At 51.7% G+C, this 24,198-nt stretch carries 20 protein-coding genes; 16 read left to right on the forward strand and 4 right to left on the reverse strand.

The window, feature by feature from the left end:
• Positions 1-3: 3 nt before the first annotated feature.
• A complete protein-coding gene (locus tag FKG94_RS10425) occupies positions 4-759 on the forward strand; it encodes a hypothetical protein (RefSeq protein WP_142904175.1) in 756 nt (251 codons plus the stop codon).
• 148 nt (positions 760-907) lie between these two features.
• Here FKG94_RS10425 and FKG94_RS10430 read toward each other — a convergent pair whose 3' ends face one another.
• The 4 genes from FKG94_RS10430 to FKG94_RS10445 all read right to left on the reverse strand — a co-directional run bounded on the left by FKG94_RS10430 (position 908) and on the right by FKG94_RS10445 (position 4,402).
• Positions 908-3,088, reverse strand: a complete 2,181-nt coding sequence (locus FKG94_RS10430) for a methyl-accepting chemotaxis protein (RefSeq protein WP_142904176.1) — start codon at positions 3,086-3,088, stop codon at positions 908-910.
• A 255-nt stretch (positions 3,089-3,343) separates the two neighbouring features.
• Positions 3,344-3,649 (reverse strand): hypothetical protein, encoded by a 306-nt coding sequence (locus tag FKG94_RS10435; protein WP_142904177.1) that lies wholly within the window; start codon positions 3,647-3,649, stop codon positions 3,344-3,346.
• 81 nt (positions 3,650-3,730) lie between these two features.
• Positions 3,731-4,153: a tetratricopeptide repeat protein gene (locus FKG94_RS10440; protein ID WP_142904178.1), complete on the reverse strand. Its 423-nt coding sequence runs from the start codon at positions 4,151-4,153 to the stop codon at positions 3,731-3,733.
• A 33-nt stretch (positions 4,154-4,186) separates the two neighbouring features.
• Complete coding sequence (locus FKG94_RS10445) at positions 4,187-4,402, reverse strand: amphi-Trp domain-containing protein (RefSeq protein ID WP_142904179.1); 216 nt, start codon at positions 4,400-4,402, stop codon at positions 4,187-4,189.
• A gap of 261 nt (positions 4,403-4,663) precedes the next feature.
• On the opposite strand from FKG94_RS10445, the gene FKG94_RS29515 reads away from it, so the two are divergent.
• The 15 genes from FKG94_RS29515 (at position 4,664) to FKG94_RS10520 (ending at position 24,176) form a co-directional block, all read left to right on the forward strand.
• Entirely contained in the window at positions 4,664-4,783 is a 120-nt protein-coding gene (locus tag FKG94_RS29515; RefSeq protein WP_425460043.1) for a type II toxin-antitoxin system Phd/YefM family antitoxin, read from the forward strand.
• 83 nt (positions 4,784-4,866) lie between these two features.
• The gene (locus FKG94_RS10455; protein ID WP_179957588.1) at positions 4,867-6,000 is read left to right on the forward strand and encodes a glycosyltransferase; all 1,134 of its coding nucleotides are present in this window, start codon (positions 4,867-4,869) and stop codon (positions 5,998-6,000) included.
• Between the two features lie 521 nt (positions 6,001-6,521).
• Positions 6,522-7,667: a YjgN family protein gene (locus FKG94_RS10460; protein WP_179957589.1), complete on the forward strand. Its 1,146-nt coding sequence runs from the start codon at positions 6,522-6,524 to the stop codon at positions 7,665-7,667.
• Complete coding sequence (locus FKG94_RS10465; protein WP_142904182.1) at positions 7,664-8,743, forward strand: M48 family metallopeptidase; 1,080 nt, start codon at positions 7,664-7,666, stop codon at positions 8,741-8,743. The genes FKG94_RS10460 and FKG94_RS10465 overlap by 4 nt, the downstream gene beginning before the upstream one ends.
• Positions 8,744-8,857: 114 nt before the next feature.
• A complete protein-coding gene (locus FKG94_RS10470; RefSeq protein ID WP_142904183.1) occupies positions 8,858-10,147 on the forward strand; it encodes a glycerophosphodiester phosphodiesterase family protein in 1,290 nt (429 codons plus the stop codon).
• Positions 10,148-11,120: 973 nt separating this feature from the next.
• Complete coding sequence (locus FKG94_RS10475; RefSeq protein WP_142904184.1) at positions 11,121-12,212, forward strand: radical SAM/SPASM domain-containing protein; 1,092 nt, start codon at positions 11,121-11,123, stop codon at positions 12,210-12,212.
• 10 nt (positions 12,213-12,222) lie between these two features.
• Entirely contained in the window at positions 12,223-13,422 is a 1,200-nt protein-coding gene (locus FKG94_RS10480; protein WP_142904185.1) for a glycosyltransferase family 4 protein, read from the forward strand.
• A complete protein-coding gene (locus FKG94_RS10485; RefSeq protein ID WP_142904186.1) occupies positions 13,419-14,177 on the forward strand; it encodes an SDR family NAD(P)-dependent oxidoreductase in 759 nt (252 codons plus the stop codon). The genes FKG94_RS10480 and FKG94_RS10485 overlap by 4 nt, the downstream gene beginning before the upstream one ends.
• Before the next feature lie 13 nt (positions 14,178-14,190).
• On the forward strand, positions 14,191-15,942 hold the full coding sequence (locus tag FKG94_RS10490) for a glycoside hydrolase family 13 protein (protein WP_142904187.1): 1,752 nt from the start codon (positions 14,191-14,193) through the stop codon (positions 15,940-15,942).
• Between the two features lie 4 nt (positions 15,943-15,946).
• Positions 15,947-17,236, forward strand: coding sequence for an MFS transporter (locus FKG94_RS10495; RefSeq protein WP_246125077.1), 1,290 nt, complete (start codon positions 15,947-15,949; stop codon positions 17,234-17,236).
• Entirely contained in the window at positions 17,237-17,767 is a 531-nt protein-coding gene (locus FKG94_RS10500) for a WbuC family cupin fold metalloprotein (RefSeq protein WP_142904189.1), read from the forward strand.
• Positions 17,764-18,852 carry a dTDP-glucose 4,6-dehydratase gene (gene rfbB, locus FKG94_RS10505; protein WP_142904190.1) on the forward strand — a complete coding sequence of 363 codons (1,089 nt, stop codon included), beginning with the start codon at positions 17,764-17,766 and terminating at the stop codon, positions 18,850-18,852. The genes FKG94_RS10500 and rfbB overlap by 4 nt, the downstream gene beginning before the upstream one ends.
• Complete coding sequence (gene rfbA / locus FKG94_RS10510) at positions 18,849-19,724, forward strand: glucose-1-phosphate thymidylyltransferase RfbA (RefSeq protein ID WP_142904191.1); 876 nt, start codon at positions 18,849-18,851, stop codon at positions 19,722-19,724. Before rfbB ends, rfbA begins: the two co-directional genes overlap by 4 nt.
• Before the next feature lie 56 nt (positions 19,725-19,780).
• Positions 19,781-20,965, forward strand: a complete 1,185-nt coding sequence (locus tag FKG94_RS10515; RefSeq protein WP_142904192.1) for an efflux RND transporter periplasmic adaptor subunit — start codon at positions 19,781-19,783, stop codon at positions 20,963-20,965.
• Between the two features lie 28 nt (positions 20,966-20,993).
• Positions 20,994-24,176: an efflux RND transporter permease subunit gene (locus FKG94_RS10520; protein WP_142904193.1), complete on the forward strand. Its 3,183-nt coding sequence runs from the start codon at positions 20,994-20,996 to the stop codon at positions 24,174-24,176.
• The last annotated feature ends 22 nt before the right edge of the window (positions 24,177-24,198 follow it).

Here is a 24,198-nt window from a genome sequence, read left to right on the forward strand (position 1 = left end):
ACCATGTTTACCAGCGCACTAGTTATGGGTATTTTGACTGTGTCCTCACCGACGCTGTCCGAATGCAGTCCGGACTCCCAAGCCTCCATCGTGGGACGTGCCACCGATGTGGAAACGGGTGAGTTTCTTTATTGCGAGTATCACTTTATCGCCGCCGATGGCCAAACCACCACGGTGGAGTATCGCAAGGACAGCAGCCGCCTGTTTGCCAAAAAGCTGCTGCGTTACTCCGGCGATAACGACGGTCTGGACCTGGCCCGCCCCGAAGTTGAACAGGAGGACTTCCGCATCGGCGAAAAGCGCCAGGCGCTGTGGCGTGGCGACGATATGTTGTTGCGTTACAAATCCTCGGCGCAGCAGCCCTGGCGCGAAATTGAGGTGGCGAGCCGCCGAATCGATGTGGTCGACGGCGGGTTCGATGTTGTGGTACGCGATCACTGGGACGAGTTGGTCAGCGGCAAGCCGTTTGTGATCGACTTTGCTTCACCGGTACATCAGCGCAGTATCAAACTGCAGGTGGTGGCCAAAGAACGGGCGGATTGTGATACGCCGGAGACCGGCGAGGATATCGCCGATGATCGTTTGCAATGCTTCTTTGTGGAGCCGAAAAATCGTTTGCTGCGCTGGTTTGTCGATCCGCTGCAACTGGTTTACGACCGTCGCAGCCGGCGCCTGCATCAGTATTTCGGTGTCGTCAATGTCGTGAGTGGCGAGGGCGAGGCGATCAGTGCGCGGATTACCTATTATTACAATTCTTGAATCTACAGCCGGTCACAACCAGGCGACAGCACCGGAAGCCTGATTGTGACCGGCTAAGGGCGTTTGCTGTCAACCTTTTGTCCCGACTCAGGCTTGCTTTTGCCACTGGCTTGCTGCCATCTGGAAAATCCTGCCAGGACTGAAAAAACTACTGATTACCCGTATTGAAAGAGCCCACCTGGTTTAACAGGGTCTGAGCCTGTTGCTCCATAGCTTTGCTGGAAGACATCACATCTTCTACCAAGGCAACGTTTTTTTCTCTCATTTTTTCCATCACTGAAACTGCTTGTCTCACTTCGTTAATTCCCTGCGCTTGTTCTTGGCTGGCGATATCGATATCGGAAATCATGGATACCACCTCGTCAACCGCCTCAGCCAACTCGGTAAAAGTCCGGCCGGTTTCGTCCACCAAACGCGTGCCTTCGCCGACCGTTTCTACACTGTCGTTAATCAGCGCTTTGATTTCCTTGGCCGCGCTGGCACTGCGCCCGGCCAGACTGCGTACCTCTGCGGCCACAACAGCAAACCCTCGGCCCTGTTCTCCCGCCCTGGCTGCCTCCACCGCGGCATTTAAAGCCAAAAGATTAGTTTGAAACGCAATTTCGTCAATAACACCAATGATATCGGCAATCTGTTTGCTGGACTTATCAATAGCCTCCATTGCTGCAACGGCATTGGAGATGACCTCACTGCCGGCGGTGGCTTTTTGCATGGCGCTGCTGGACTTCTTCGTGGCTTCAGTAGCATTCTCCGAGTTTTTCTGCACAGTGTCGGTAAGTGCTTCTATTGCTGAAGTAGTTTTCTGAAGACTGTCAGCCTGCTCTTCAGTACGCTGGCTGAGATCGGTATTCCCTTGAGCAATCTTTCTGGATGCGCTAAAAACGCTTCTCGACACACAGCGAATTTCATCCACCATACTACGCAAGTTAGCCACTGACGAATTTATTGCATTGCTCAGTGTTTTAAATTCTCCTTGGAACTCACCGGACATACTCTGGCTGAGGTTGCCGTTGGCGATGGCTTCCATAAGCCGGGCGCTGGCGCTGACAGGCACAGTGACCGCTTCAAGCAACTGATTGATGCCATCGCCCAGCGATGCGGTAAAGCCTTTTGACTGTGAGGTGTCGATACGATTTTGCAGTTGTCCGGCGATAGCGCTCTGGACGAGTTTGTCAATTTGCTTTAACGCATTCATTTGCTCCGTAACATCCGTTGCATATTTCACGACCTTGAACGGCTTGCCGTTTAGGTCCAGAATCGGGTTATAGGAAGCCTGGATCCAGACCTCCTTACCGCCTTTGCCAAGCCGTTTGTATTCATGTGCCTCGTATTCACCCTGATTCAGCTTCGCCCAGAATTGCCGGTACTCTGCGCTGTCCCTGTGCTGCGGCTCCACAAACAGGCTGTGGTGGCGACCCTGGACTTCATCGAGACGGTAACCCATGACGTTGAGGAAGTTATCGTTGGCGGTGATAATCGTGCCGTCCATATTGAACTCGATCACTGCCTGGGACATATCAATGGCTTTGATCTGGCCGGCAAAGTCCGCATTTTGCAATTTTTGTTCGGTGACATCAGTGGCATATTTCACCACTTTAAAGGGCCTGCCGTTTAAATCCAGAATCGGGTTGTAGGAGGCCCGGATCCAGACTTCCTTGCCCCCTTTGCCGAGCCGTTTGTACTCGTGAACATCGTACTCACCCCGGTTCAGCTTTGCCCAAAATTGCCGGTACTCTGCGCTGTCTCTGTAGCGCGGCTCCACAAACAGGCTGTGGTGGCGACCCTGGACTTCATCGAGGCGGTAACCCATCGCATTGAGGAAGTTTTCATTGGCGGTGATAATCGTGCCGTCCATATTGAACTCGATCACCGCCTGGGACATATCAATCGCCTTGATCTGGCCCGCGAAATCTGCACTTTGCAATTTTTGCTCGGTGACATCGGTGGCGTATTTGACCACCTTAAACGGCCTGCCGTTTAGGTCCAGAATCGGGTTGTAGGAAGCTTGGATCCAGACTTCCTTACCGCCTTTGCCACGCCGTTTGTATTCATGTGAATCGTATTCACCCCGGTTCAGTTTTGCCCAAAATGCCTTGTATTCACTGCTGTTTTTATACTGCGGCTCCACAAACAGGCTGTGATGGCGGCCCTGGATTTCATCGAGGCGATAACCCATGGCATTGAGGAAGTTATCGTTGGCGGTGATAATGGTGCCATCCATATTGAATTCGATCACCCCTTGCGACTTACCGATGGCCTCGAGTTCGGCCTTATAAATTTTAAGCTGTTCTTCTGCAGTAAGATTTTGAAATGAACCGGGCGATGACATAACCAGCCTCTATAGACAACAAAGGAAAATATAACTTTTTGGAATATACCAAACCCTATAGACTTCACTATCCATCTATACTTTTTGGGAAACTCCGAAGATGTCATTAAAGGTATAGCTGATTCGGATATGTTTGGCAGTGAAATATTCAACTATGTTGGCAGCGACACTACTCTGGGCCAGCTCAGATCCCCGAGATCACAGTCGCGATTCCGAAACTGTAGCCTGCTCAGGAAAAGCTGCAAATTCGAGAGCTTAAATTATTGCTAGCGCTCCCGGCAATACCGGGAGCTTAGCTGTGTAGGCCTGATTTTCAGGGTAAGGGGTAAAAACCTCGGTCAAATCTGAAGTGTCCAAATAGGTATCAGTGGTATATCGCCCTTCGGTAACGTTATATCCTTTACCTAAAGTAAGTGCGGGATTTGTGTTTCTGCCGGTGCTGTTTGTTGGTGTAGCCAGTTGGTTAAAGGCGTTATCAGCGTAGACCACTTCAAAAACGCCAATCGGTGCCGTATTTTCTGCCCCACTAACTGACATTATGCCGGCGATAGTTCTACCCATAGCTACCCTTAATGCCAAAACAGCCAGTGCGGTGTACAAGGGTCCGGCGCCGCAGGCGCCAACTGCTGCAGCTTGCCGGCACTACCGCACCAATTTAGGTTTGCCATTACTTATTTTCTCTCTTGTTTCAGCTATGTAAGGGTCTACTGCGTCACCCCATTCAGGTTTGTTGTCGCGTAGCGTTTCAAATATTTTTTGAGCGTCTACCCACCTTTCTTTTCGGTAGTAGGCCATAGCCAAATAGTAATTTGCATAAGCATGGTTAGGGTGGGTTTTAAGAACATCTTTAGCTTCGGCCATAAGCTCGGATATTTGTCCTTTGTCCAGGTACTGCTCGCCAAGAATACGGAAACCTTCTGATTTCCTAAGCTCTCTCATGTCTCGAATTGCCCCAAGAACTCCCTTAAGCACCACAGACGCAAATATGAAGAAGACGGTAAATACCAGCAAAATCCCGACAAGAATCCACTTTATTGTTTTAAGTTCGTCAAGTGATGCGCTCATAAGTCTCCTTGAGTGCTAACGCTTTTATGTGGTTTAGTTTGACCATTTTATTTGAAATTCTATTTCTTCCTCTGGTCCCTCTCGCTCATGCTCAATGTTATAAACCGCGCGAACAGGAACGTAGATGCGCTCTCCAGCAATTTGAATTTCAAATTTCTCTCCTTGTTCCAAGGCATCAGCCAATCGCCGTAACTTAGATACAAACTCTGAAGTCGTATAGCCTTTCTCTATATCTCTATCTTCTTTCATTGTTTTTAACCCGTAATATTGCTTCATACGCTCGTATAGCGTCTCAATAGCCAGCGCAGCGTTAGCGGTCGATTTGGAGTGCCTTGCTAAATGTCACCGCAATGCGTACTATGGGGCGTTTGGGTGCGAGGTTTATAGCATGCAAAGCATAAGCTATACCACTGTCCGAAACAACCATGCCAAGGCAATGGAGCAGGTTTTTTAAAACACTGCCCCATGGCGATTACATGCTGAGGTAAGAGAGTTGTGGTAATAGTTTCGATGGATGACGATCAAGCCCTGCAAGAAACTGCCTATCTTCTAAACAGTCCGAGGAATCCCCGGAGCTTGATTGAATCGGTTGCTGAGCTTGAGGATGGCAAGGACAAAAGAAGGTGCTGATTGAATGAAGTGGTTTTTATTTTGCATCAATGCGAACGAATTGACAAAAATATTTGATGAAATGTTACAGGAGAGTAGTCTCTTTGCCTATCCCACACTCTTATACTGACAATCTCGCCCACAAATTTGCTGCTGGTAAAGATGATATTTTAAGACCATTCAAACGAACTAATAAACCTATTTTGATCATAACCAATACCCTTAAAGGTGATATTACCGGGGTGCAAACTGTAATGAATGCCGTTCTTAAGGAGTTGGATGGCTTTGGTGTTAACTATATTATTATTCACCCTGATGATGTGCCTGGACCTAATCGCGCAATAGATGTAGGGGTCAAGATTGCTTTTAAGTATTTTAAACAAAAAGAAATTGACAAACTTGTTAAAGAATATGACCCGATCGCTATACATATTGTCAATGAGCTTTTTATGAGCAATTGCGTTCGATTTTATTGCAAAAAAAACAAAATTCCCTTTACAACGGCTTATCATACATCCTGGCCGGAGGCCGCAAATCGAGCTATCGGTATACCTATCTCTTGGGGAGAGGCTTTTATGAGATTCTTCCACGCGCCTGCGGCAGGTGTTATGGTTCCTTCTAAGTCAGTCAAAGAGAGAGTTCTTAATATGGGATTTGATGAGAGCAAAGTTCGAATCTGGTCTCATGGTGTGAATACAGACTTTTTTAGACCTCGCGATAGGGCTGATTTTGTGCCTGAGGTTAGAGAGATATTTGAAAGTGGAAAAGGTCCTTACATGCTTCATGTTGGTAGAGTTTCTGCAGAAAAAAATATTGAAGTATTTCTTTCTTCTAATGTGAAGGGAACAAAAATTGTTGTCGGTGACGGGCCAGGGCTTGGTAGCCTTAAGTCGCGCTATAAAAATAATAAGAGCATTCTTTTTCTTGGCGCTAGAAATGGAGAGGAATTGGCTCAGCTCTATTCGGGAGCTGACGTTTTCGTTTTTCCAAGTAAAGTGGAGACGTATGGGCTGGTTCAACTTGAGGCCCTGTCCTCAGGAACGCCTGTTGCTGCATTCCCGGCAGAAGGGCCGAAGAATGTTCTTAACTCAAAGGTCGGCGCTATGGATGGTAACTTGGATGTGGCGATTGAGAAGGCTCTTAAGCTAGATTCGGCTGATGCCCGGGAGTATTCATTAAATTATTGCTGGAAGAAAACTACCTTAGAGTTTTTAAGTTTCTTGGAGCTTTTACACTAGATAAGCTGCCGGCAAGTTAGGCAACAGGGCTACTATTGCTGCATTAGAAACTTGCCTATTGATTTGCGGTCGAGAAGAAATCGCTGTTTTCCCTTTCTGTTTCTGCTTTTATGTAACAGTTGTGACCAAAAAATAACCGCCCCCAAAAAACAAGGCAAACGGGCTGGTGTAGGGATCGGTTTTCAGCGCGCCCGGCGGTTTCGGCGTACAGTTGTTGCTCAAATTGACTGTGCGTTCCCGTTAGCTAGCAGGTCTTCGGCTAACCGGCAAGCCGAGACTTATATCCGGTTCACTCTCTCTCCCCGCAACCCTGTTAGCGGGTTGAGCTTCAATATCGCATTGACCAATCACAGTAGCTGGGCACCGGATCTGTCGGGGTGTTGATATGTCGTCTCAATACCTATAGGCTACGCCCGTTTGCCAATACTTAACACAATGGGGTAGTAGCAAAGAGTAGCAGTAATAAAGCAGGCGCAAGCCATCTAATAAAACAGATATTCATCTAATGGGGGATGGATTCCATGGAAGATACAAAGCAACAGGTAAAACCCTTCTCTTTCGCCGGCACTGCGGCCGGTTATTTCAGTGTCTGGATCGTCAATATCCTGCTGACAATAGTAACCCTCGGTATTTACTCGGCCTGGGCCAAAGTGCGCACTAACCAGTATTTTTATGGGCACACCCAGTTGGACGGGTCGTCGTTCCAGTATCTGGCCACGCCGATGCAGATTCTGCGTGGCCGTATTTTCGCCTGTCTGGCATTGCTGGCCTACTTGCTGGCGGACTGGATATCACCGATAGCCGGTATCGCGGCGATTGTCATTCTGTTTGCGGCGTTGCCGTTTATCTTTGTCGCCGCCATGTCGTTTCGCATGCGCCACACCGCCTATCGGGGTGTGACTTTTGCCTTTAAGGGCGATATTCTCCAGGCCTATCTGATTCTTCTCCTGCCGACGCTGCTTTTTTTCGGCGCGATATTTTTAACGGTCTGGGGAGTGATGCCGGAGGAGGAGGGAGATCAGGTGTCCATGGTGCCGATGTTGATTATGCTCGGTGTTTTCCTTCTCGCCGGTCTGTTCACCCCCCTGGTGGAGTTTTTTCTCTATCGCTATGTGACGACTGGCGTGCGTTATGGCCAGAGTGCTTTTCGGTTCGGCGCCGGTCACTGGGACTTTTATAAGATTTACGCCGTCGCCGTCGGCGTGTTCCTTCTCTTTGGCATTGTCATCGGTTTGATGGCCGGTGGAATCAATATGGCGGCGGGTGTTGAGATAGGCGAGGGGACAACGGGGGCTGCCGGCACTGGTATCACTCTCCTGATGGCGGTTGCCGGTATGGTGTTGTACCTATGGCTGTTTGCCTATTTCAAAGTGGCCAGGGAGAACCTGCTCTACAACAACCTGCAGCTCGAGCAGGGACATTACTTCGAGAGTCGGTTGCGGGTGGGCTATATGATGTTCCTGATTTTTACCAATACCCTGGCGGTGGTTGTTTCCCTCGGTTTACTGCTGCCCTGGGCCAAGGTGCGCACGGCTAAATACCGGGCCTCGACCCTGGTACTGGTGGCGGTTGCCGACCTGAACGACTTTGCCGCCGGCGAACGGGAACAGGTACGGGCGCTGGGCGAGGAGGTGGACGGCGTCTTCGACCTCGAGATAGGGATATGATCCAAGGGTGGTTTTTTGACGGTAAGACTTCCAGGCGTCGGGCAGCTGAACTGAGTTGTGGCGGCAGCGGGCGCTGGGTACTGCGGGTAGACGGCGATACGATACTCAGTGTCGCCTTCGACGAAGCCACGGTTTCGCCGCGGGTCGGGGCAACCGCCCGGATGATCACCTTTCCCGACGGCCAGATATTTGAATCTCCCGAGAACGACGCCATCGATGCGGTGCTGCGCCGGCACCGGCCGGGTTTTCACCTGATGGCGTTTGCCGAGACGATAGAAAACCATAAAGGTTTTATTGCCGCTACCGTGGTAGTGGTGGTGGCTGGCATCTGGTCGCTGCTGCGTTACGGGGTGCCGGCGGTGAGCGAAGCTACCGCTCATGCGTTGCCGGTAGCCGTTACCCACTCGGTCAGTAGCCAGACCCTGACTTTTCTCGATGCCAGTTTTTTTTCGCCCTCGGAATTACCGGAGCAGCGACAGGAGGAGTTGCGGGCACAGTTCAAACGTCTGTTGCCGCGGGACACCGAGGGCTTTGACTACAGGATACTGTTTCGCCAGGGCGGTGACGGTATTGGCGCCAACGCCTTTGCGCTGCCTGATGCCACCGTCGTGTTTACCGATGAAATTGTCGCACTGGCTGAGGACGACGCGGAGCTACAGGGGATTATGCTGCATGAAATCGGTCATGTGGTTCATCGTCACGGCCTGCAGCAGGTTATTCGCCAGTCGCTGCTGTCGTCCCTGATCGTCTGGATAACCGGCGATATCAGTACGGCCAGTTCGCTGATTGTTATTGCGCCGACGGTGCTGTTAAATGCCGATTACTCCCGCGCTATGGAATGGGAAGCGGATACCTATGCGCTGGAGGGGATGCGGGCTCACCAGTTACCGTTGTCAGCCTTTGCCAGTATGCTCGGCAAACTGATGGATAGTCACACGTCGCAGGCAAACGAGGATGAACGGCCTGCCTGTGAGGACTGTCTGGAGCCGGGCACGAAGGACGACTGGTCGAGTTATCTTTCTTCCCACCCGGGAACCCGTGAGCGTATGGAGCGTTTTATCCAGGCTGAACCTTGAATGGCTGCTGATCTTCTTGTCGGTTGTCGCTGTCATAAAACCGGCATGTGACAGCAATAAAACCTCTGTATGGTCGACAACGGGTACTTAAATATCGACAAACGGAGGAGCATTATGCGCCAAACAATTGCAAGCCTGACTGTGGCGGCAGTTACAGTTTTTACATCCGCCTGTGCAATATCCGATGGCCGTGAGGGTTTGACCGGGAACCTCAACGCCGATGAAAGCCGGGAGCATAAAAGCTATTGGCAGCGTGGGTCGCGGGCAGAGTTGGGACCGAGGCCGTTTTACCTGGTTGAAGATATGGACGACAGTCGCCTCAAACGACGTCTACAACAGTGCGCCAGGCGGCCGTTCTACAAGACGGATTTTTCCATCGGCCATCGCGGGGCACCGCTGCAGTTTCCCGAACACACGAAAGAATCCTACGAGGCTGCCGCCAGAATGGGGGCCGGTATCATGGAGTGCGATGTAACTTTTACCAAGGACCGTGAACTGGTCTGCCGTCACTCCCAGTGCGACCTTCACACCACCACCAATATTCTCGCCACACCTTTGGCGCAGAAGTGCTCGCAGCCATTTACCCCAGCCGACCCGGTGAATGGCACACCGGCTTCCGCCCGCTGTTGTACCAGTGATATCACACTGACGGAGTTCAAAACGCTGACCGGAAAGATGGATGCGGCCGATCCGACCGCCACCACTGTCGAGGATTACCTGAACGCCACTCCCGGTTGGCGCACCGACTTGTATACGGGCAGCGGTACTCTACTGACACACGCCGAGAGTATTGAACTGTTTAAGAAACTGCGCGTAAAGTTTACGCCGGAACTTAAGGCGCCCAGCGTTCCCATGCCTTATGAGGGTGATTACACTCAGGAAGACTACGCCCAGCAAATGATTGATGAATACAAGGCGGCCGGGGTGCATCCGCGCAAGGTGTGGGCGCAGTCATTTAATCTCAGTGATGTACTTTACTGGATCGAGAATGAACCGCGGTTTGGCAGGCAGGCAGTCTTTCTGGACGACCGGGTCTACAATGATCCCAATTTCACCGCCTCGCTGGCGGATATGGAAGCTTTGGCGGGGCAGGGTGTAAACATTGTCGCGCCTCCCATGTGGGCGCTGCTAACACTAAACGAGCGCGGTGCTATAGTGCCTTCGCCCTACGCGGAGTTTGCCAGGGCCGCAGGTCTCGATATCATTACCTGGACTATCGAGCGCTCAGGTCTCTTAAAAGATGGCGGCGGTTGGTATTACCAGACGACTACCGAGGCTATCAATAATGATGGCGATATGCTGGAAGTCTTGCATGTGCTGGCTAAGGATGTCGGCATTATCGGCATCTTTTCCGACTGGCCGGCTACGGTAACCTACTACGCTAATTGTATGAACCTTCGATAACGTCGATCCCAGTTTTGCCGGGCGGGCGGAGGTTGCCCGCCCGTTTCTCAGTTGTTCTCCGACCCGAATGGTACTCGCCTCAGATGCCTACTTCTGGTACTTAAGCGAAGGCGTGCCAATTGACCGGTCTGCCTCTGAATGGGGCTTTCAGAAACACGTCGTGAACCCGTCCATGGGGACTTCACGACAGCATCCCTGCTGTCGAGAGTTTCTGAAAGCCCCATTCAGAGGCAGACCTACCTCGGTATTTTTAATCAATATCGAGAGAGAGTGAGGGTCGATAAACTGTGCAAATCCTCTTAAGTACCAGAAGTAGGCATCTGAGGCGAGTGCCATTCTCTACCGCCCCGACACTATCTGTCCTGCTGCATGGCCTACGTTTTTTGCTAATCCATGCTTGTGCATACTGACTTTCACGATGCCCCAGAGCGAAACCACGACTCGTATTATTATCCGATCTGAAAGTTGGCTGCGAAAATGTAGTAAAAAAATTTTGCCGACTACGGGCATAAGGTAAAACAGTTTCGCACGACAGCTCAACTGATTTTTCTCGTGTCGCGTTTCTGTACGTCTCGACGCGCGTTCCATTTTTTTCAGCACAGCCCGCTTTTGTCAAGCTGGCGAGGTCTTGGTGCGACCGTTGAAGTGCTGATATATTTTAGCGCATATAGGATTGCTAAATCCCTTCTGCGTCCTGTTCGGTTTTATCGCTCCTGAGCCGGTAACCAATTGTATATGTTGGAATTTTTGGGCTTGCGTTAGTGAGGCGAAACATTTGGCATGTTGTCTGCACCTGTAATTGATGTGTGCGAAATTAACATGTTGTTGCCCACTTGCTCTTGCTACTTTTGAGTATGCCGAAAATTTTTAGAAAACTGGTTTTAAAGGCAATACAGGCGAAGCACCTTTTTGTAGTAAACAGCGAAATTTTCCTTACAGCGGTATCTATAGTTAATTACTAAGGAGTTAGAAAATGGCAATTCCACACAACCTGGAAAAGGTTTCCAAAGATGACGTGAAATATGCCGTGGACTACAAAGGTTTGCGAAACGGCTTTTCTGCGCCGCAAAAATTTGTGCTAAAACTCACCAGCAAAACCAACTTCTCACATAGATTTGATACGCAGGAGTGTGTGGTAACGTCAGCCGACGAACCGGAGCTGCCAGTGTCGGTGTGGGAAGGCTTTATAGATAACATAGGCTGGACCACCCCAAAAGTGGTGCTGACCGGTGGTGAACCCTTACTGTACCCGGATTTCGAATCGCTGTTAGATATGCTCGGCGAGAACAATTGTCGCACGGAAATCATTACCGACGGTTATCTGCTGAACGATTATATGGACAGCATCTTGGCCGACCACACCGAGCTTACTGTTTGCTTCGCGGGTGATGAAAAAAGCCATAATAAGATACTCGGTGTGGATGACAGCTTTCAGCGTTCGATCAGTGCATTGGGCGGCCTGAAGAAAGCGGGCTACGAAAAGATCACGCTACACTACACTTTTTTGCCTGACAATGTCAGTGACGCGGTCGCCTTTATTGAGAGGACTAAGTCGCTAAGTCCGGTAAAAATGGTGTTTCAGCACCCGCAATTTTCATCACCGTTGTTGAACAATCTTATGCAGGCCTGCTGGGACAAGGAATATAGTGCAGGATTTGACGAGCGTCATATCCCGACCGCGACCTCGATAAAGGCTGCTGAATTCAGTGAGAAAGTGGCCGATGTCGTAGCTGAAATAAAGGCCTGTTACGCCTCGGATTTCAATATTGTCTTCACGCCGGACATATCTGTGTCAGATATCAAAAGGTATTACTCCGAACAGGAGCACTTTCTCATTCTTCCCAAACGCGTCTGCCTGAAGCCCTGGCAATTCCCCACTATCGAGTCCAATGGCGACGTATCGCTGTGTCTCGGATATGCCGCCGGCAATATTCAGGCCGAGGGGTTTTGGGATGCCTGGGGTGGTGACAAGAGTGACAATTTCAGAAAGAAATTGATGACCGTTGAACGTTTTCCCATATGTACTCGTTGCTCGAGTTTATACCAGGATGTCGAAACCGCTTGAGGATTAAGTTATGTCATCGAAAACAAAAATCGCTTTTTTGACTGTTGATTTTTTGGGAAATAAAAGCTTTTCCATCAACTACTATATCGGTGTCCTTTTGAGCTACTGCAAAAGCTGCTTCGAAGGCGATGAGTTCTCTATCTATACCCATAAAGGTAGTGAGGGTGCCGAATATACATTCGAAGAGATTATGGCGGATTTCCGTATCAGTGACTATCCGGAGGACGTCAAGGTAGTTTCGACTGACTGTTATGATTTCTCCGAGGCTGAGCTGCAACAGTTGAGTGATTGCGACCTGATTGTCAGCACTATCTACTTTTGGGGTGACGTGCTGGAGCAGCTGAAAACCCGTTATCCCGGCACTCAGGTCATCTATTGGTTGCCGTCTATCCTCTGGCATGAGTATATGATTGTCAAACAGAGTAAGTGGTACAAGTATGACCTGGCCCTGGCGGAACAGAAAAAGTCCATTGAAAATGCCGATCATGTCATCTTCAATAGTGCCAGCGACGCTTTCTACGGCGAGCGATATTTCGGGTCGGCTATCAAGCGACATTCAGCTATCTACCCGCTACCTTTTGTCAATGAGGAGCCTAAAATTTATGCGCCGGCACAGGCCCGGGAAAAAACCGTATTTGGTTTTGCCGGTCGCTGGGAGTACCGCAAAGGTATCCAATTTCTGGTTGAGAGTTTTTTCCGGTATTTCGCCATGCACCAAAACTCGCAACTTCGAATTCTTTCTCATATTCCGGAAGATGAGGAGTTGGATGTGGTCATGGAGCCGCAAACCGTGCGCAAATTTAAGGCCTTGTCGAAAATCGGTGCTATAGAAGTCCTGCCCTGGCAAAAAGAGAGAAAGCGCTATATAGACTTCTTGAAGGGGTGCGACGTTATGGTGTTGCCGAGCCTCTACGATCCTTTCAATATAATCGGCTATGACTGTGTGGCACTCCATGTCCCCCTGGTGCTATCGCGTTTCTGCGGCATAGAGGAAATAGTGACGGAGTGTGAGTCGCTGATAAAAGTCAATCCGCTCGATGTGGATGAGCTTTATTTGGCGATGAAGACCGCCGCACAAGCTGTCAAAAGCGGAAATGACTCCCTAAACCTGCCGAGGGTCAGTCGTAGTCTCGACGATGTAGTCGCGCAGACTTTCGATGTGTATCGATCTCTATTGAACGACAACGTCAAGCTGGAGTTAGTCAATTGAATACGAATAAAGTCGCTGTTATTTCCGGGGCAACGTCCGAGATGGCCCGCGAGCTGTTGCAAGCTTATATTGCAGAGGGAGTCGATGTCATTTCGATTACCCGCAATAAGTCCAAGCTGCTCGAATACTTTCCGGATCAAGCCAACCATATTGAACCGCATGTGGTCGAGACGGATATCGTCGATTATGAACAGACCCGAGATAAAGTGGACGCCGCGATAACGCGTCTGGGAGGGCGGGTGGACTACCTGATCAATGCGGTAGGCAGTTTCAGTGCCGGTACCATCACCGAACTGAAGCCGGCCGACTTCATCGGTAGTTTCAACATCAACCTGTTGGCCATATTCAATACCACCAAAATAGTGGTCCCGTATATGATAGACAGAAGTAAAGGGGCTATCGTTAATGTGGCGTCCATTCTCGGCTATCAGTCGCTCCCCGATACGCCCTGTTCTCACTATGCCGCTGTCAAAGCCGGTGTTATCCAGTTCAGTAAAATGCTGGCGGTCGAGTTGGGTATCCACAACATACGGGTCAACTGTGTTTGCCCCGGTATTCTGAGCCCCGATGCCTCCGGCGCCGGAGCTGATTACCTGGAAAAAATTAAGGCGTTGAACCGATTTCTCGCCCACCAACCGATTAAACACTTCGGCAGTCAGGCGCAAATTGCCGCGGCTATCAAATTCCTCACCGCCGAAGATTCTGCCTGGACCACCGGTGCCGTGCTGTGTGTCGACGGCGGCATGACGGCTTAGAAGGAGAGATACGTTGCTTAGAGAAGCGATTCACCATCAAGCCGGCGCGAATTATGCTTACCCGGTTGCCAAGGATACGCTACTGCTTCAGGTGCGTACCGCCAAACAGGACGTGCGCCGTGTTAGTGTGGTCTACGGCAGCCGCTATGATGTCGACGAAACCGAAGTCGTTCTGGAAAAATATGCGTCCGATCTTCTATATGACTACTACCGGGCCCAGGTAAAGGAACGCAGCAAAAAGTTTCGCTACTATTTCGTTATTGACGATGGCCGGGAGACGCTTTGGTATAACGAATTGGGTCTCTACACGGAACCCAGCAAAGGTTTCAACGGCGCTTACTTTCACTATCCTCATATCGGCGAAAGTGACCTGTATGAAGTTCCCCGCTGGCTGGACGGCGCTGTAGTGTACCAGGTGTTCGTGGACCGCTTTTGCAAAGGTAGCACCGAACAGGACGATGCCGATGTGTTAGCCGCCGGTGTGCCGCCCGAGGGCGATCTGGACTTCTACGGCGGCGATCTTGCCGGCATTATACAAAAACTCGATTATCTAAAACTGCTGGGGGTCAACGTCCTCTACCTGAGCCCCATCTTCGATGCCGATACCAATCATGGTTACGATACCTCCAACTACTATCGTATCAATCCCCGGTTTGGCAGCCAGGCCGATTTTAAGCATCTGGTCGAGCAATGCCATAAGCGCAACATGCGGGTTATATTGGACGGTGTTTTCCATAGTTGCGGCTACTATTCACCTTACTTTCAGGATGTGGTGGAAAAGGGTGTAAAGTCGGAGTATTGGGATATGTTCTACCTGTACTCATACCCCGTTCGCCGCGATCCGCCGAATTACGACTGCTTTGCCGGCTCCTGGCGGCTGCCGAAGCTGCGAATAGGTAATGCGAAGGTACAGGCATTGATGCTGGACATCGCCAGCTACTGGACACGCGAGTTCGATATCGACGGTTGGCGTATCGATACTGCCAATGAGGTAGACCATAAATTTTTGCGGGAATTTCGCAATCGGATAAAAGCCTGCAAGAAAGATGTGTATATCGTCGGTGAAATATGGCACAACAGCATAGACTTTTTACATGGCGATCAGCTCGATGGTGTCATGAACTACCATCTGGCCACTACCTTGTTCGACTTCTTCTACAAACGCAAGTTATCAGTCAGCGAATTTGACGGTCAATTGACGTTAAACCGGATCAGCTACCCAAAAAAAGCGGTACACGCCGCCTGGAACGTTATCGAGAGCCATGATACGCATCGTATTCTCTATTCCACAGACGATAACAAAGCTGTATTGCGCTTGATGTTTGCCATGCAGATGACTTATCCCGGCGTTCCCAGTATTTACTTCGGCACGGAGACCGGGTTGAAATCCGGGCACGAGAGCCAGTTTATCAGATTTCCCATGGACTGGGATGTAGAAACCTGGGATAAAACGTTGATGGCCTATATCAAAAAGCTGATATCGATTCGCAAGCAATACCGGGCTTTACGTTCAGGTGATATCAGAACCGTTGCTCTCGATGACGAGCAGGAGATATATGTTTACGAGCGGTTCAGTGCGGTAGAGAAGGCCTATGTGATCGTCAACAGAAGCACCGCTGCACAAACCGTCGAGCTGTCGTCCGGGGATTTGGGGTGCAGGGACCCGGGCGCGCTGCGGGAGGTGCTACATGATCTTTGCATCGTTCCCGAAGGTGACTGTATCAGACTCACAGTTCCACCAACCGAGGCCGCTATTTGCGTTTAATACTATGCGTGCAGAAGTAGATAGCGGTATCCGGTTAAGAGAAAAGCCTGCCTCCGCAGAGACTCTGTGGAGTAGAAATTTCGTCTTGTTACTGCAAGGCCATCTTGTCAGCCAGTTGGGAGACAAAATATATCAGGTTGTGCTGGCTTTCTGGATTCTCAGTGCCACCAATTCTACTGCGATCATGGGGTCTATTATGGCATCCGCTATGTTGCCGGCTATCTTTGTCTCTCCTTTTGCCGGTATTGTTGTCGATAGAATGAACAAGAAGTGGCTTATTGTCGCCATGGATGTTGTCCGCGGCGTCTGTGTGCTTTGCGTGGCGCTGGCAGCCCTGCTCGGGGGGCTGGAGATTTGGATGATATTCGTGGCCGCCATAGTGATCGGTTTGTGTGACGTCTTTTTTAACCCGGCGGTCAATGCGCTGATCCCGTCTATCGTGCCCAGAACACTTTTGACGAAAGCGAATTCTTTTCGGGGTATGACCGACACCGGCACCAGTGTGCTCGGCAATATGCTGGCGGGTTTTCTTTATCAATGGTTGGGAGCGCCTTTGCTGTTTTTGTTCAACGGTTTCAGCTATCTGGTTTCTGCCGCCTCGGAAACTTTTTTACAGTTGCCTGAGAAAATCAAGCCCGACGGTGTGCGCACTTCTTTTATGCAGGATTTGAAAGGCGGTATTCGCTTTGTGTGGCATTTTGTCGGTTTGCGCTGCCATATCCTGTTTTTTGCCCTGATAACCTTTGTCAGTGTCGGCACGCTGATTCTTCTGGTGCCGCTGTTCCATCAGTCCGAGGGGCTGGGTCCGGCCCGCTACGGATTGGTGCTCGGCAGCCTTACCGCCGGTATGTTCAGCGGCTTTGCCCTGACGGCCATGCTGCATATCAAATCTTCCCACCGCAGCAGATACTTCTTTACCTCTATCTATGGGGCGCTGGCACTAATGGCTGTATTCCCGCATTTGATGTTCTACGCGATGATTCCGCTGATGTTTGTCGTTGGTATTTTTACCGCCCATATGCACGTCATCGTAAACTCCGTGATCCAACTCGTCGTACCGGAAGGCGATCGCGGTAAGGTATTGGGCTTGATGGGCGCTGTGATACTCTCACTGACCCCGGTAGCCATGTTGTTGAGTGGGATGCTGGCCGAAGTTATACCGGTCACTGTCTTAATCTCCGGCGGTTTTATTTTAAGTGCATTTCTTGTTATGCCGTTTTTGCTGTTGCGCACTTACCGGCTGTTTTTGAATACTGACAGTGAATATGAAGACCCTAATGCAGGAGGCTTTTAAATGAACAGTGCTGCCATTCAAGTTATCGATAACGAATTGATCGGTAATCTGTGTTTTGACGCCGGTCGCTCGCAAAGACGTCGCAAGAACTATAATTTGCATCAGATGGTCGATCCGGTGCACCGGTTTTTGAATGCCATCGAACCCGATGCCTACGTACAACCGCACCGGCATACCCAACCTGAAAGGCAGGAGTGCTTTGTCGTGTTGCGGGGTAGCTTTATTGTGGTCATATTCAATAACAGCGGAGACATTACGCACACCATCCATTTAGGTGAGAACAGTGATCGTGGCGTGGATATCGTACCGGGCATATGGCATACCCTGATCAGCCTGGAGCCCGGCGGTGTGGTATTTGAAGTCAAGCAGGGACCTTATGTCCCTCTGGCTGCAGTGGATGCCGCGCCCTGGGCACCCCGGGAGGGCAGTGTCAAAGCTGACAGCTACCTGGAGAGGTTGAAGCGGCGGGTGTGGCATTTTGATCGGTGTAATAAGGCGCAGGCGGGTTCGCTGCAGGAAGGTGCGGTATGAAGATTCTAATTACCGGCGGTGCGGGCTTTATTGGTTCGGCGCTGATTCGCCACCTGATAAAACAAGGGCAGCACAGCGTGGTTAATGTCGACAAGTTGACCTACGCCGGAAACCTGGATTCCCTGGCTCCGGTTGCGAACAGTCCACAGTATAAATTTGAGCAGGTCGACATTTGTAATTCGGGCGAGATAGCGCGGGTTTTTGCCGGTCATCGGCCGGATTGTGTGATGCACCTGGCTGCCGAAAGTCACGTCGACCGCTCGATAGACGGCCCCAGCGAGTTTATTGATACCAATATTGTCGGGACCTACACACTGTTGGAGTCGGCGCGTTACTACTGGGGGAAAATGGATGCGGAAGCGCGGGCTCGCTTTCGCTTTCACCATATTTCCACCGATGAGGTCTACGGCGACTTGGATACGGAGTCGGACACCCTGTTCACCGAGCAGACAGCTTACGAGCCGAGTTCACCGTACTCCGCATCCAAGGCAGCGTCAGATCATCTGGTGCGCGCCTGGCATCGCACCTACGGCCTGCCGGTGCTGGTCACTAACTGTTCCAATAACTACGGGCCTTACCAGTTTCCGGAAAAGTTGATTCCCCTGGTGATCCTCAACGCGTTGGAAGGAAAGCCGCTGCCGGTTTATGGCGATGGGTGTCAGGTAAGGGACTGGCTCTACGTGGAAGATCATGCGCGCGCTTTGATGACTGCGCTGACAAAAGGGGCAGTGGGTGAGACCTACAATATCGGCGGTCACAATGAACGCAGGAATATCCAGGTGGTGCGCGCTATCTGTGATGTACTCGAAGAGCTGGCGCTGCCGAAACCCGAAGGTATTGCCAGGTACAGTGATTTGATCACGTATGTGGGCGACAGGCCCGGGCACGACCGGCGCTATGCGATTGACGCCGGTAAGATCTACCGCGAGTTGGGATGGCGGCCGGAAGAGACATTTGCAACGGGCATTCGCAAAACCGTTGTCTGGTATCTGGAAAATAACGAATGGTGCCGTCGGGTACAGGATGGCAGTTATCAACGAGAGCGATTGGGCGCTCTCACTGTGAAGGAAGGTGATCTATCATGAAAGGCATAATTTTGGCCGGCGGTAGCGGTACACGGCTGCACCCGGTGACCTTGGGTGTCTGTAAACAGCTGCTGCCGGTATACGACAAGCCAATGATCTATTATCCGTTGACCACCCTGATGTTGGCTGGTATTCGCGAGATTCTGGTGATATCCACACCGCAGGATATCGATCGCTTCAGGCAGATTCTGGGCGACGGCGCCACTTGGGGGTTAAGTCTCCAGTACGCTGTGCAGCCAAGCCCCGACGGTTTGGCGCAGGCATTTATTATCGGCAAGCATTTTATTGGTAACGATAGCTGTGCGCTGGTGCTCGGGGATAACCTGTTTTATGGCAGCAATTTGTCCGAGGCCGGCCGGCGGGCAGCCGCGCGCCAACAGGGCGCGACGATATTTGCCTATCCGGTGGAGGACCCGCGTCAATTCGGCGTGGTGGAGTTCGATGTCAACGGTCGGGCGATAAGTCTCGAGGAAAAGCCGAGTGACCCGAAGAGCCGCTACGCGGTCACCGGTTTGTATTTCTATGACAATTCGGTGGTCGATATCGCTGAGGCCATAAAGCCTTCCCATCGCGGGGAGCTGGAAATTACCGATGTTAACAACGTCTATCTGGAAGCTGAGAACCTGAGTGTGGAAGTGATGAGCCGCGGCACCGCCTGGCTCGATACCGGCACCCACGACTCGCTGTTACAGGCGGGGGAGTTTATCCAGACCATAGAACACCGACAGGGTCTAAAAATAGCCTGCCCGGAAGAAATATCCTGGCGCATGGGTTGGATAGACGATCAGGAGTTGCTCGATCTGGCCCAGCCTCTCCACAAGAGCGGTTATGGCAGATACCTGGAGGATCTCATTTTGGCGGCGGCAAGTTAATGGGTAGGAGATGCCGGCGACAGAGGCATCTCGTTGCCATTTAGTTGATAGAGGCTATGTCCGGATACAAAAAATTACTCTACCCCGTCTGTATTCTCCTCTGCGGCCTGGGCGCGATGTTGGGGTTTGCGTCACTGAGTAAAGAACCGGTGAGGCGGGTGGTCGAAACCCCGGCTCAGCCGGTGCATGTGGCGCCGGTGGAGTATACCGCCAGGCAACTCAGGGTCTTTTCCCAAGGGGTTGTCCAGCCAAAATACCAGACCCGGTTAACCGCGGAAGTCGAGGGTAAAATCATTTACCTTGCCGGCGGCTTTGTGCGCGGGGGTTTTGTAAAGAAAGGGGAGCTGTTGGTGCAGGTCGATGCTGAAGACTACCAGGCGGCGCTGACCGAAGCCGAGGCGCAACTGGCCGAGGCGGAGGCGGCCTATGAACTGGAGCTGGCACGGGGGCGTATCGCTCGCGACGAACGCCGCACCCACCAGGCCATAGCATCACGTCTGGGGTTGAGAAAGCCGCAATTGGCTATGGAAACCGCGCGCGTGAAGGCAGCCTCGGCGGCGTTGCGGCGGGCTGAGAGCGATCTGGCCAAGACGAATATACATGCGCCCTTCGATCTCCTGGTTTATGAACGCGATGTGAGTCTGGCGACCTATGTACAAAAAGGACAGGACATCGGCACGGTGTTTGACAGCAGCGTCGCTGAGGTCCGGTTGCCGGTGGCGGGTAACCAGCTACAGTATTTGCCGGCACCGGACGCAGTCCGCGAAGTGGTTATAGAGGCCCTGTACGAGGGTAAAAAGCAGCAATGGTCAGGTCGTATCGTGCGCGAAGAAGGCGTGATTGATCAAACCAGCAGAATGACCTACCTGGTCGCGGAAATACCGGACCCCTATGGCTTACAGGCGGTTGATCGACACGGAGCGCCGTTGCAGTTTGGTATCTATGTGACGGCGGTTATTGCCGGAAAGAAACTATCGCGAGCCAGCTCCATTCCCCAACACTTGGTGATTGACGAGCGCGTTGCGGTCATGGACGAAAACCACAAGTTGAGGTTGAAGACTGTTGAGATAGCCAGGCGAGAGGGCGACGATGTCATTATTGTGTCGGGTATCGAGGATAGTGAACACCTGATACTGTCGGCGCTGACCTATGCGGTTGAAGGCACCGACTTGTTGCCGCTCGCTACCCCGGCGGTCGATGTAAGCCAGGTTCCGGACAATACATTGGGTCTTGTTCGTTGATGTGCGCTAACTTCAGAGGGGCCGGGGTATGTCTGAACAACCCAGTGAAAACAGCCGCGGGCTGATCGCCTGGTTTACCCGCAATCCCGTCGCCGCCAACCTGCTGATGATCTTTATTATACTCGGCGGCTTGCTCAGCACATTCAGTATTAAAAAGCAGGCGTTTCCCCCTTTTGTCATCAATGCCATCCGTATCGATATCGAGTACCCCGGCGCTGCACCTCAAGAAGTGGAGGAGGGCATTGCCATCAAGGTTGAAAAGTCGCTGGAGGGCATCCAGGGTCTGCAACGGGTGATCACCTACTCCAGGCGCGACAGCTTTCAGGCCTATATTCGGGTGGAAAATGCTTATGATGTTCAGGCAGTGTTGGATGAGGTCAAAAATCAGGTAGATGCCATATCATCACTGCCCGAGCGCGCCGAACGTCCGGTGGTGAAAGTCGACAGATACCGGCAGGAGGTGCTTTACATCAGTTTGTACGGAGACCTGCCCCTCGCCCAGTTAAAGCGTCTCGGGCGTGAAATTCACCGGGAGATTCAAGAGATTCCCGCGGTGGATGTCAGCGAGTACTACAGCGGGCCGGATTTTGAGGTCACCATTGAAGTCAGTCGGGATAAGTTGAGGGAATATGCTATCAGCTTCCAGGATATTGCCACCGCCATTCGGGAATTCTCCACCAACCAGTCCGCCGGACAGATCAAGGCCGCCGATGGCACCATCAACCTGCGTGTGCAAAATCAGGCGTATACGGCCCGGGACTTCGAATCGATTCCCCTGCTCAACCTGGACGACGGTTCGCGTATTTACCTGTCGCAGGTGGCAACGGTAAAAGACGGTTTTACAGACGGCGGCCAGCTTACCCGGTTTAACGGTCAAAACGCCGTGACCTACTTTATCGGGGCTACCGATTCACAAAGTATCACCGATGTTTCCGCTGCCGTCGGGCGCTATGTGGACAGCAAGAACACCTCGTTGCCGCACAATGTTCACCTGGAGTCATGGGTCGATTTTACGACTTATCTGCAGGGACGACTGAATATGATGCTTGAAAACATGTTCTACGGCGCTTTGCTGGTCTTTATCGTGATCGGTATCTTTCTGCATTTTCGCCTGGCTTTCTGGGTAATGCTGGGTTTGCCGGTGGCGTTTTTGGGCGCGCTGTTCTTAATGCCGATGAGCTGGATTGATGTCAGTATCAATATTACCAGCCTGTTTGCATTTATTATGGTGCTCGGTATCGTGGTGGACGATGCCGTTGTTATCGGCGAGAGCGTGAATACGGCGATTGAACAACACGGCCATAGCGCCGATAGTGTTGTGCGGGGCGTGAAGCGCGTGGCCTTGCCGGCTACCTTCGGGGTGTTGACGACTATAGCGGCATTCTCCCCCCTGGTTGCATCCTCCGGTCCGGAAGCGCCCATAGCGCACTCTATCGGCTATGTGGTGGTGCTGTGCCTGGCGTTTTCGCTGGTGGAGTCCAAGCTGATCTTGCCCGCCCATCTCGCCGCTATGAAAAGCCCCCCGCCCTCCACGCAGCCCAATGCCGCGATGCGGCTGCGCCGGGCAGTCAATCGTGGTTTGCAGTGCCTGATTCAGGATTGTTATCGGCCACTGCTGCGTGCGGCTATAACTTACAGGTATTGCGTGATCACCTTTTCTGTCGCCTTGATTTTTGTGAGTATCGGTTTGTTCCAAGGCGGTGTGATTCGCTATGTCGGCGTGCCGAAGGTGCCGCACGACTTCCCGAGTATCGAAATTGAAATGCACAGTACCGCTTCACAGCAAGCCACTTTGGCTGCCGTCGGGCAAGTAGAGCAGGTGTTGAATAAGGTGGATGCTGCTATTCAGGCGCAGTATGGTCTCAGTATGATAGCCGGGCGGCAGGTAGAGCTGCAGTCGCGCACTCATGCCGTTGTCAAAGTGAAACTGATTGAGCCGGAGCGACGTCCGATCAATACCTTCGAACTGGCAAACCGGTGGCGGGAGGCCATGCCTTTGATGCCGAACAGGAAGTCCCTGACGATTAAAGATAACCTCTTTGCGCCGGGGTTGGAAGACGGTGATATCAGTTTCCGCCTCAACGGTGATAATTATGATGCGCTGATTTTAGCAGCCGGGGACCTGCGCCGGGAACTGAGCAGTATCGATGGTATTGTCGATATTAACGACAGCAGAATGTTACCGACCCGGGAAGTGCGCTTTTCCCTCAGGCCGGTAGCCTATGCGATGGGACTGACCCTGGAGGATATCGCCTCGCAGTTGAATTTTGGTTATTACGGTCTCGAAGCCCAGAGACTGATGCGCGATGGAGAAGAGATCAAGGTGATGGTTCGCTATCCCGAGCGACAGCGCAATGGATTTGGCACTCTGGAGGAAGCCCTGATCCAGACGGGTACCGGGCAGGAAATAGCACTGTCCGAGGTGGCGGAGTTTACGTTAATCCCGGGTGCTGACCAGATCCGGCGGGAGAACGGCCGTAAGAATATCAGCGTGTGGGCCACTATCGATCCGGCCCGGGTTGAGCCGCGCGCGGTGCACGACAGGATTAACCGGGTGTTTCTGCCCGCACTGGCCCGGCACTACCCCGATATCGTTTATGAACCGGGCGGAAGTTTCACGGAAAGTGAACAGAGTCAACAAACCAATCTGCGCAATATGTTGATTGCCCTGATGGTCATTTTTGTCTTGCTGGCGGTGCCGCTGCGATCTTACCTGCAACCCCTGGTCATTATGTCGGTGATTCCTTTTGGGGTGATTGGCGCTATGTTGGGACACCTTATTTTAGGTATGGATATGAACGCATTCTCTTTATTCGGTATCGTGGCGGCGGCGGGCGTCGTGATCAACGACTCGCTGGTAATCGTCGACCACATCAATCGCGCCCGCCGGCGGGGATTGCCGGTGGTGGAGGCGGTGGTGCAATCGGGCTGCCAGCGCTTCAGGGCGGTATTACTGACTTCGCTGACCACGTTTATCGGCCTGATCCCCATTATCGCCGAGACCAGTTTGCAAGCCAGGACGGTGATCCCCATGGCGGTATCGCTGGCCTTTGGTGTTTTGTTTGCCACTTTTATTACATTATTGTTTATACCCTGTTTGTATGTGGCCGGTAGCGGTTTGAGTGCGGGACTAATGCGCTTTTTAATGGGCGGCCGCACAGCGACCGCGGAAACCGGTGCCGAAGTATTTTCGCGTCTGGGAGCAGGATGACCCCGCTTGTCCTGGCCCAAAA

Origin of the sequence: Exilibacterium tricleocarpae (genome assembly GCF_007004655.1) — a bacterium.
Lineage (GTDB): Bacteria > Pseudomonadota > Gammaproteobacteria > Pseudomonadales > Cellvibrionaceae > Exilibacterium > Exilibacterium tricleocarpae.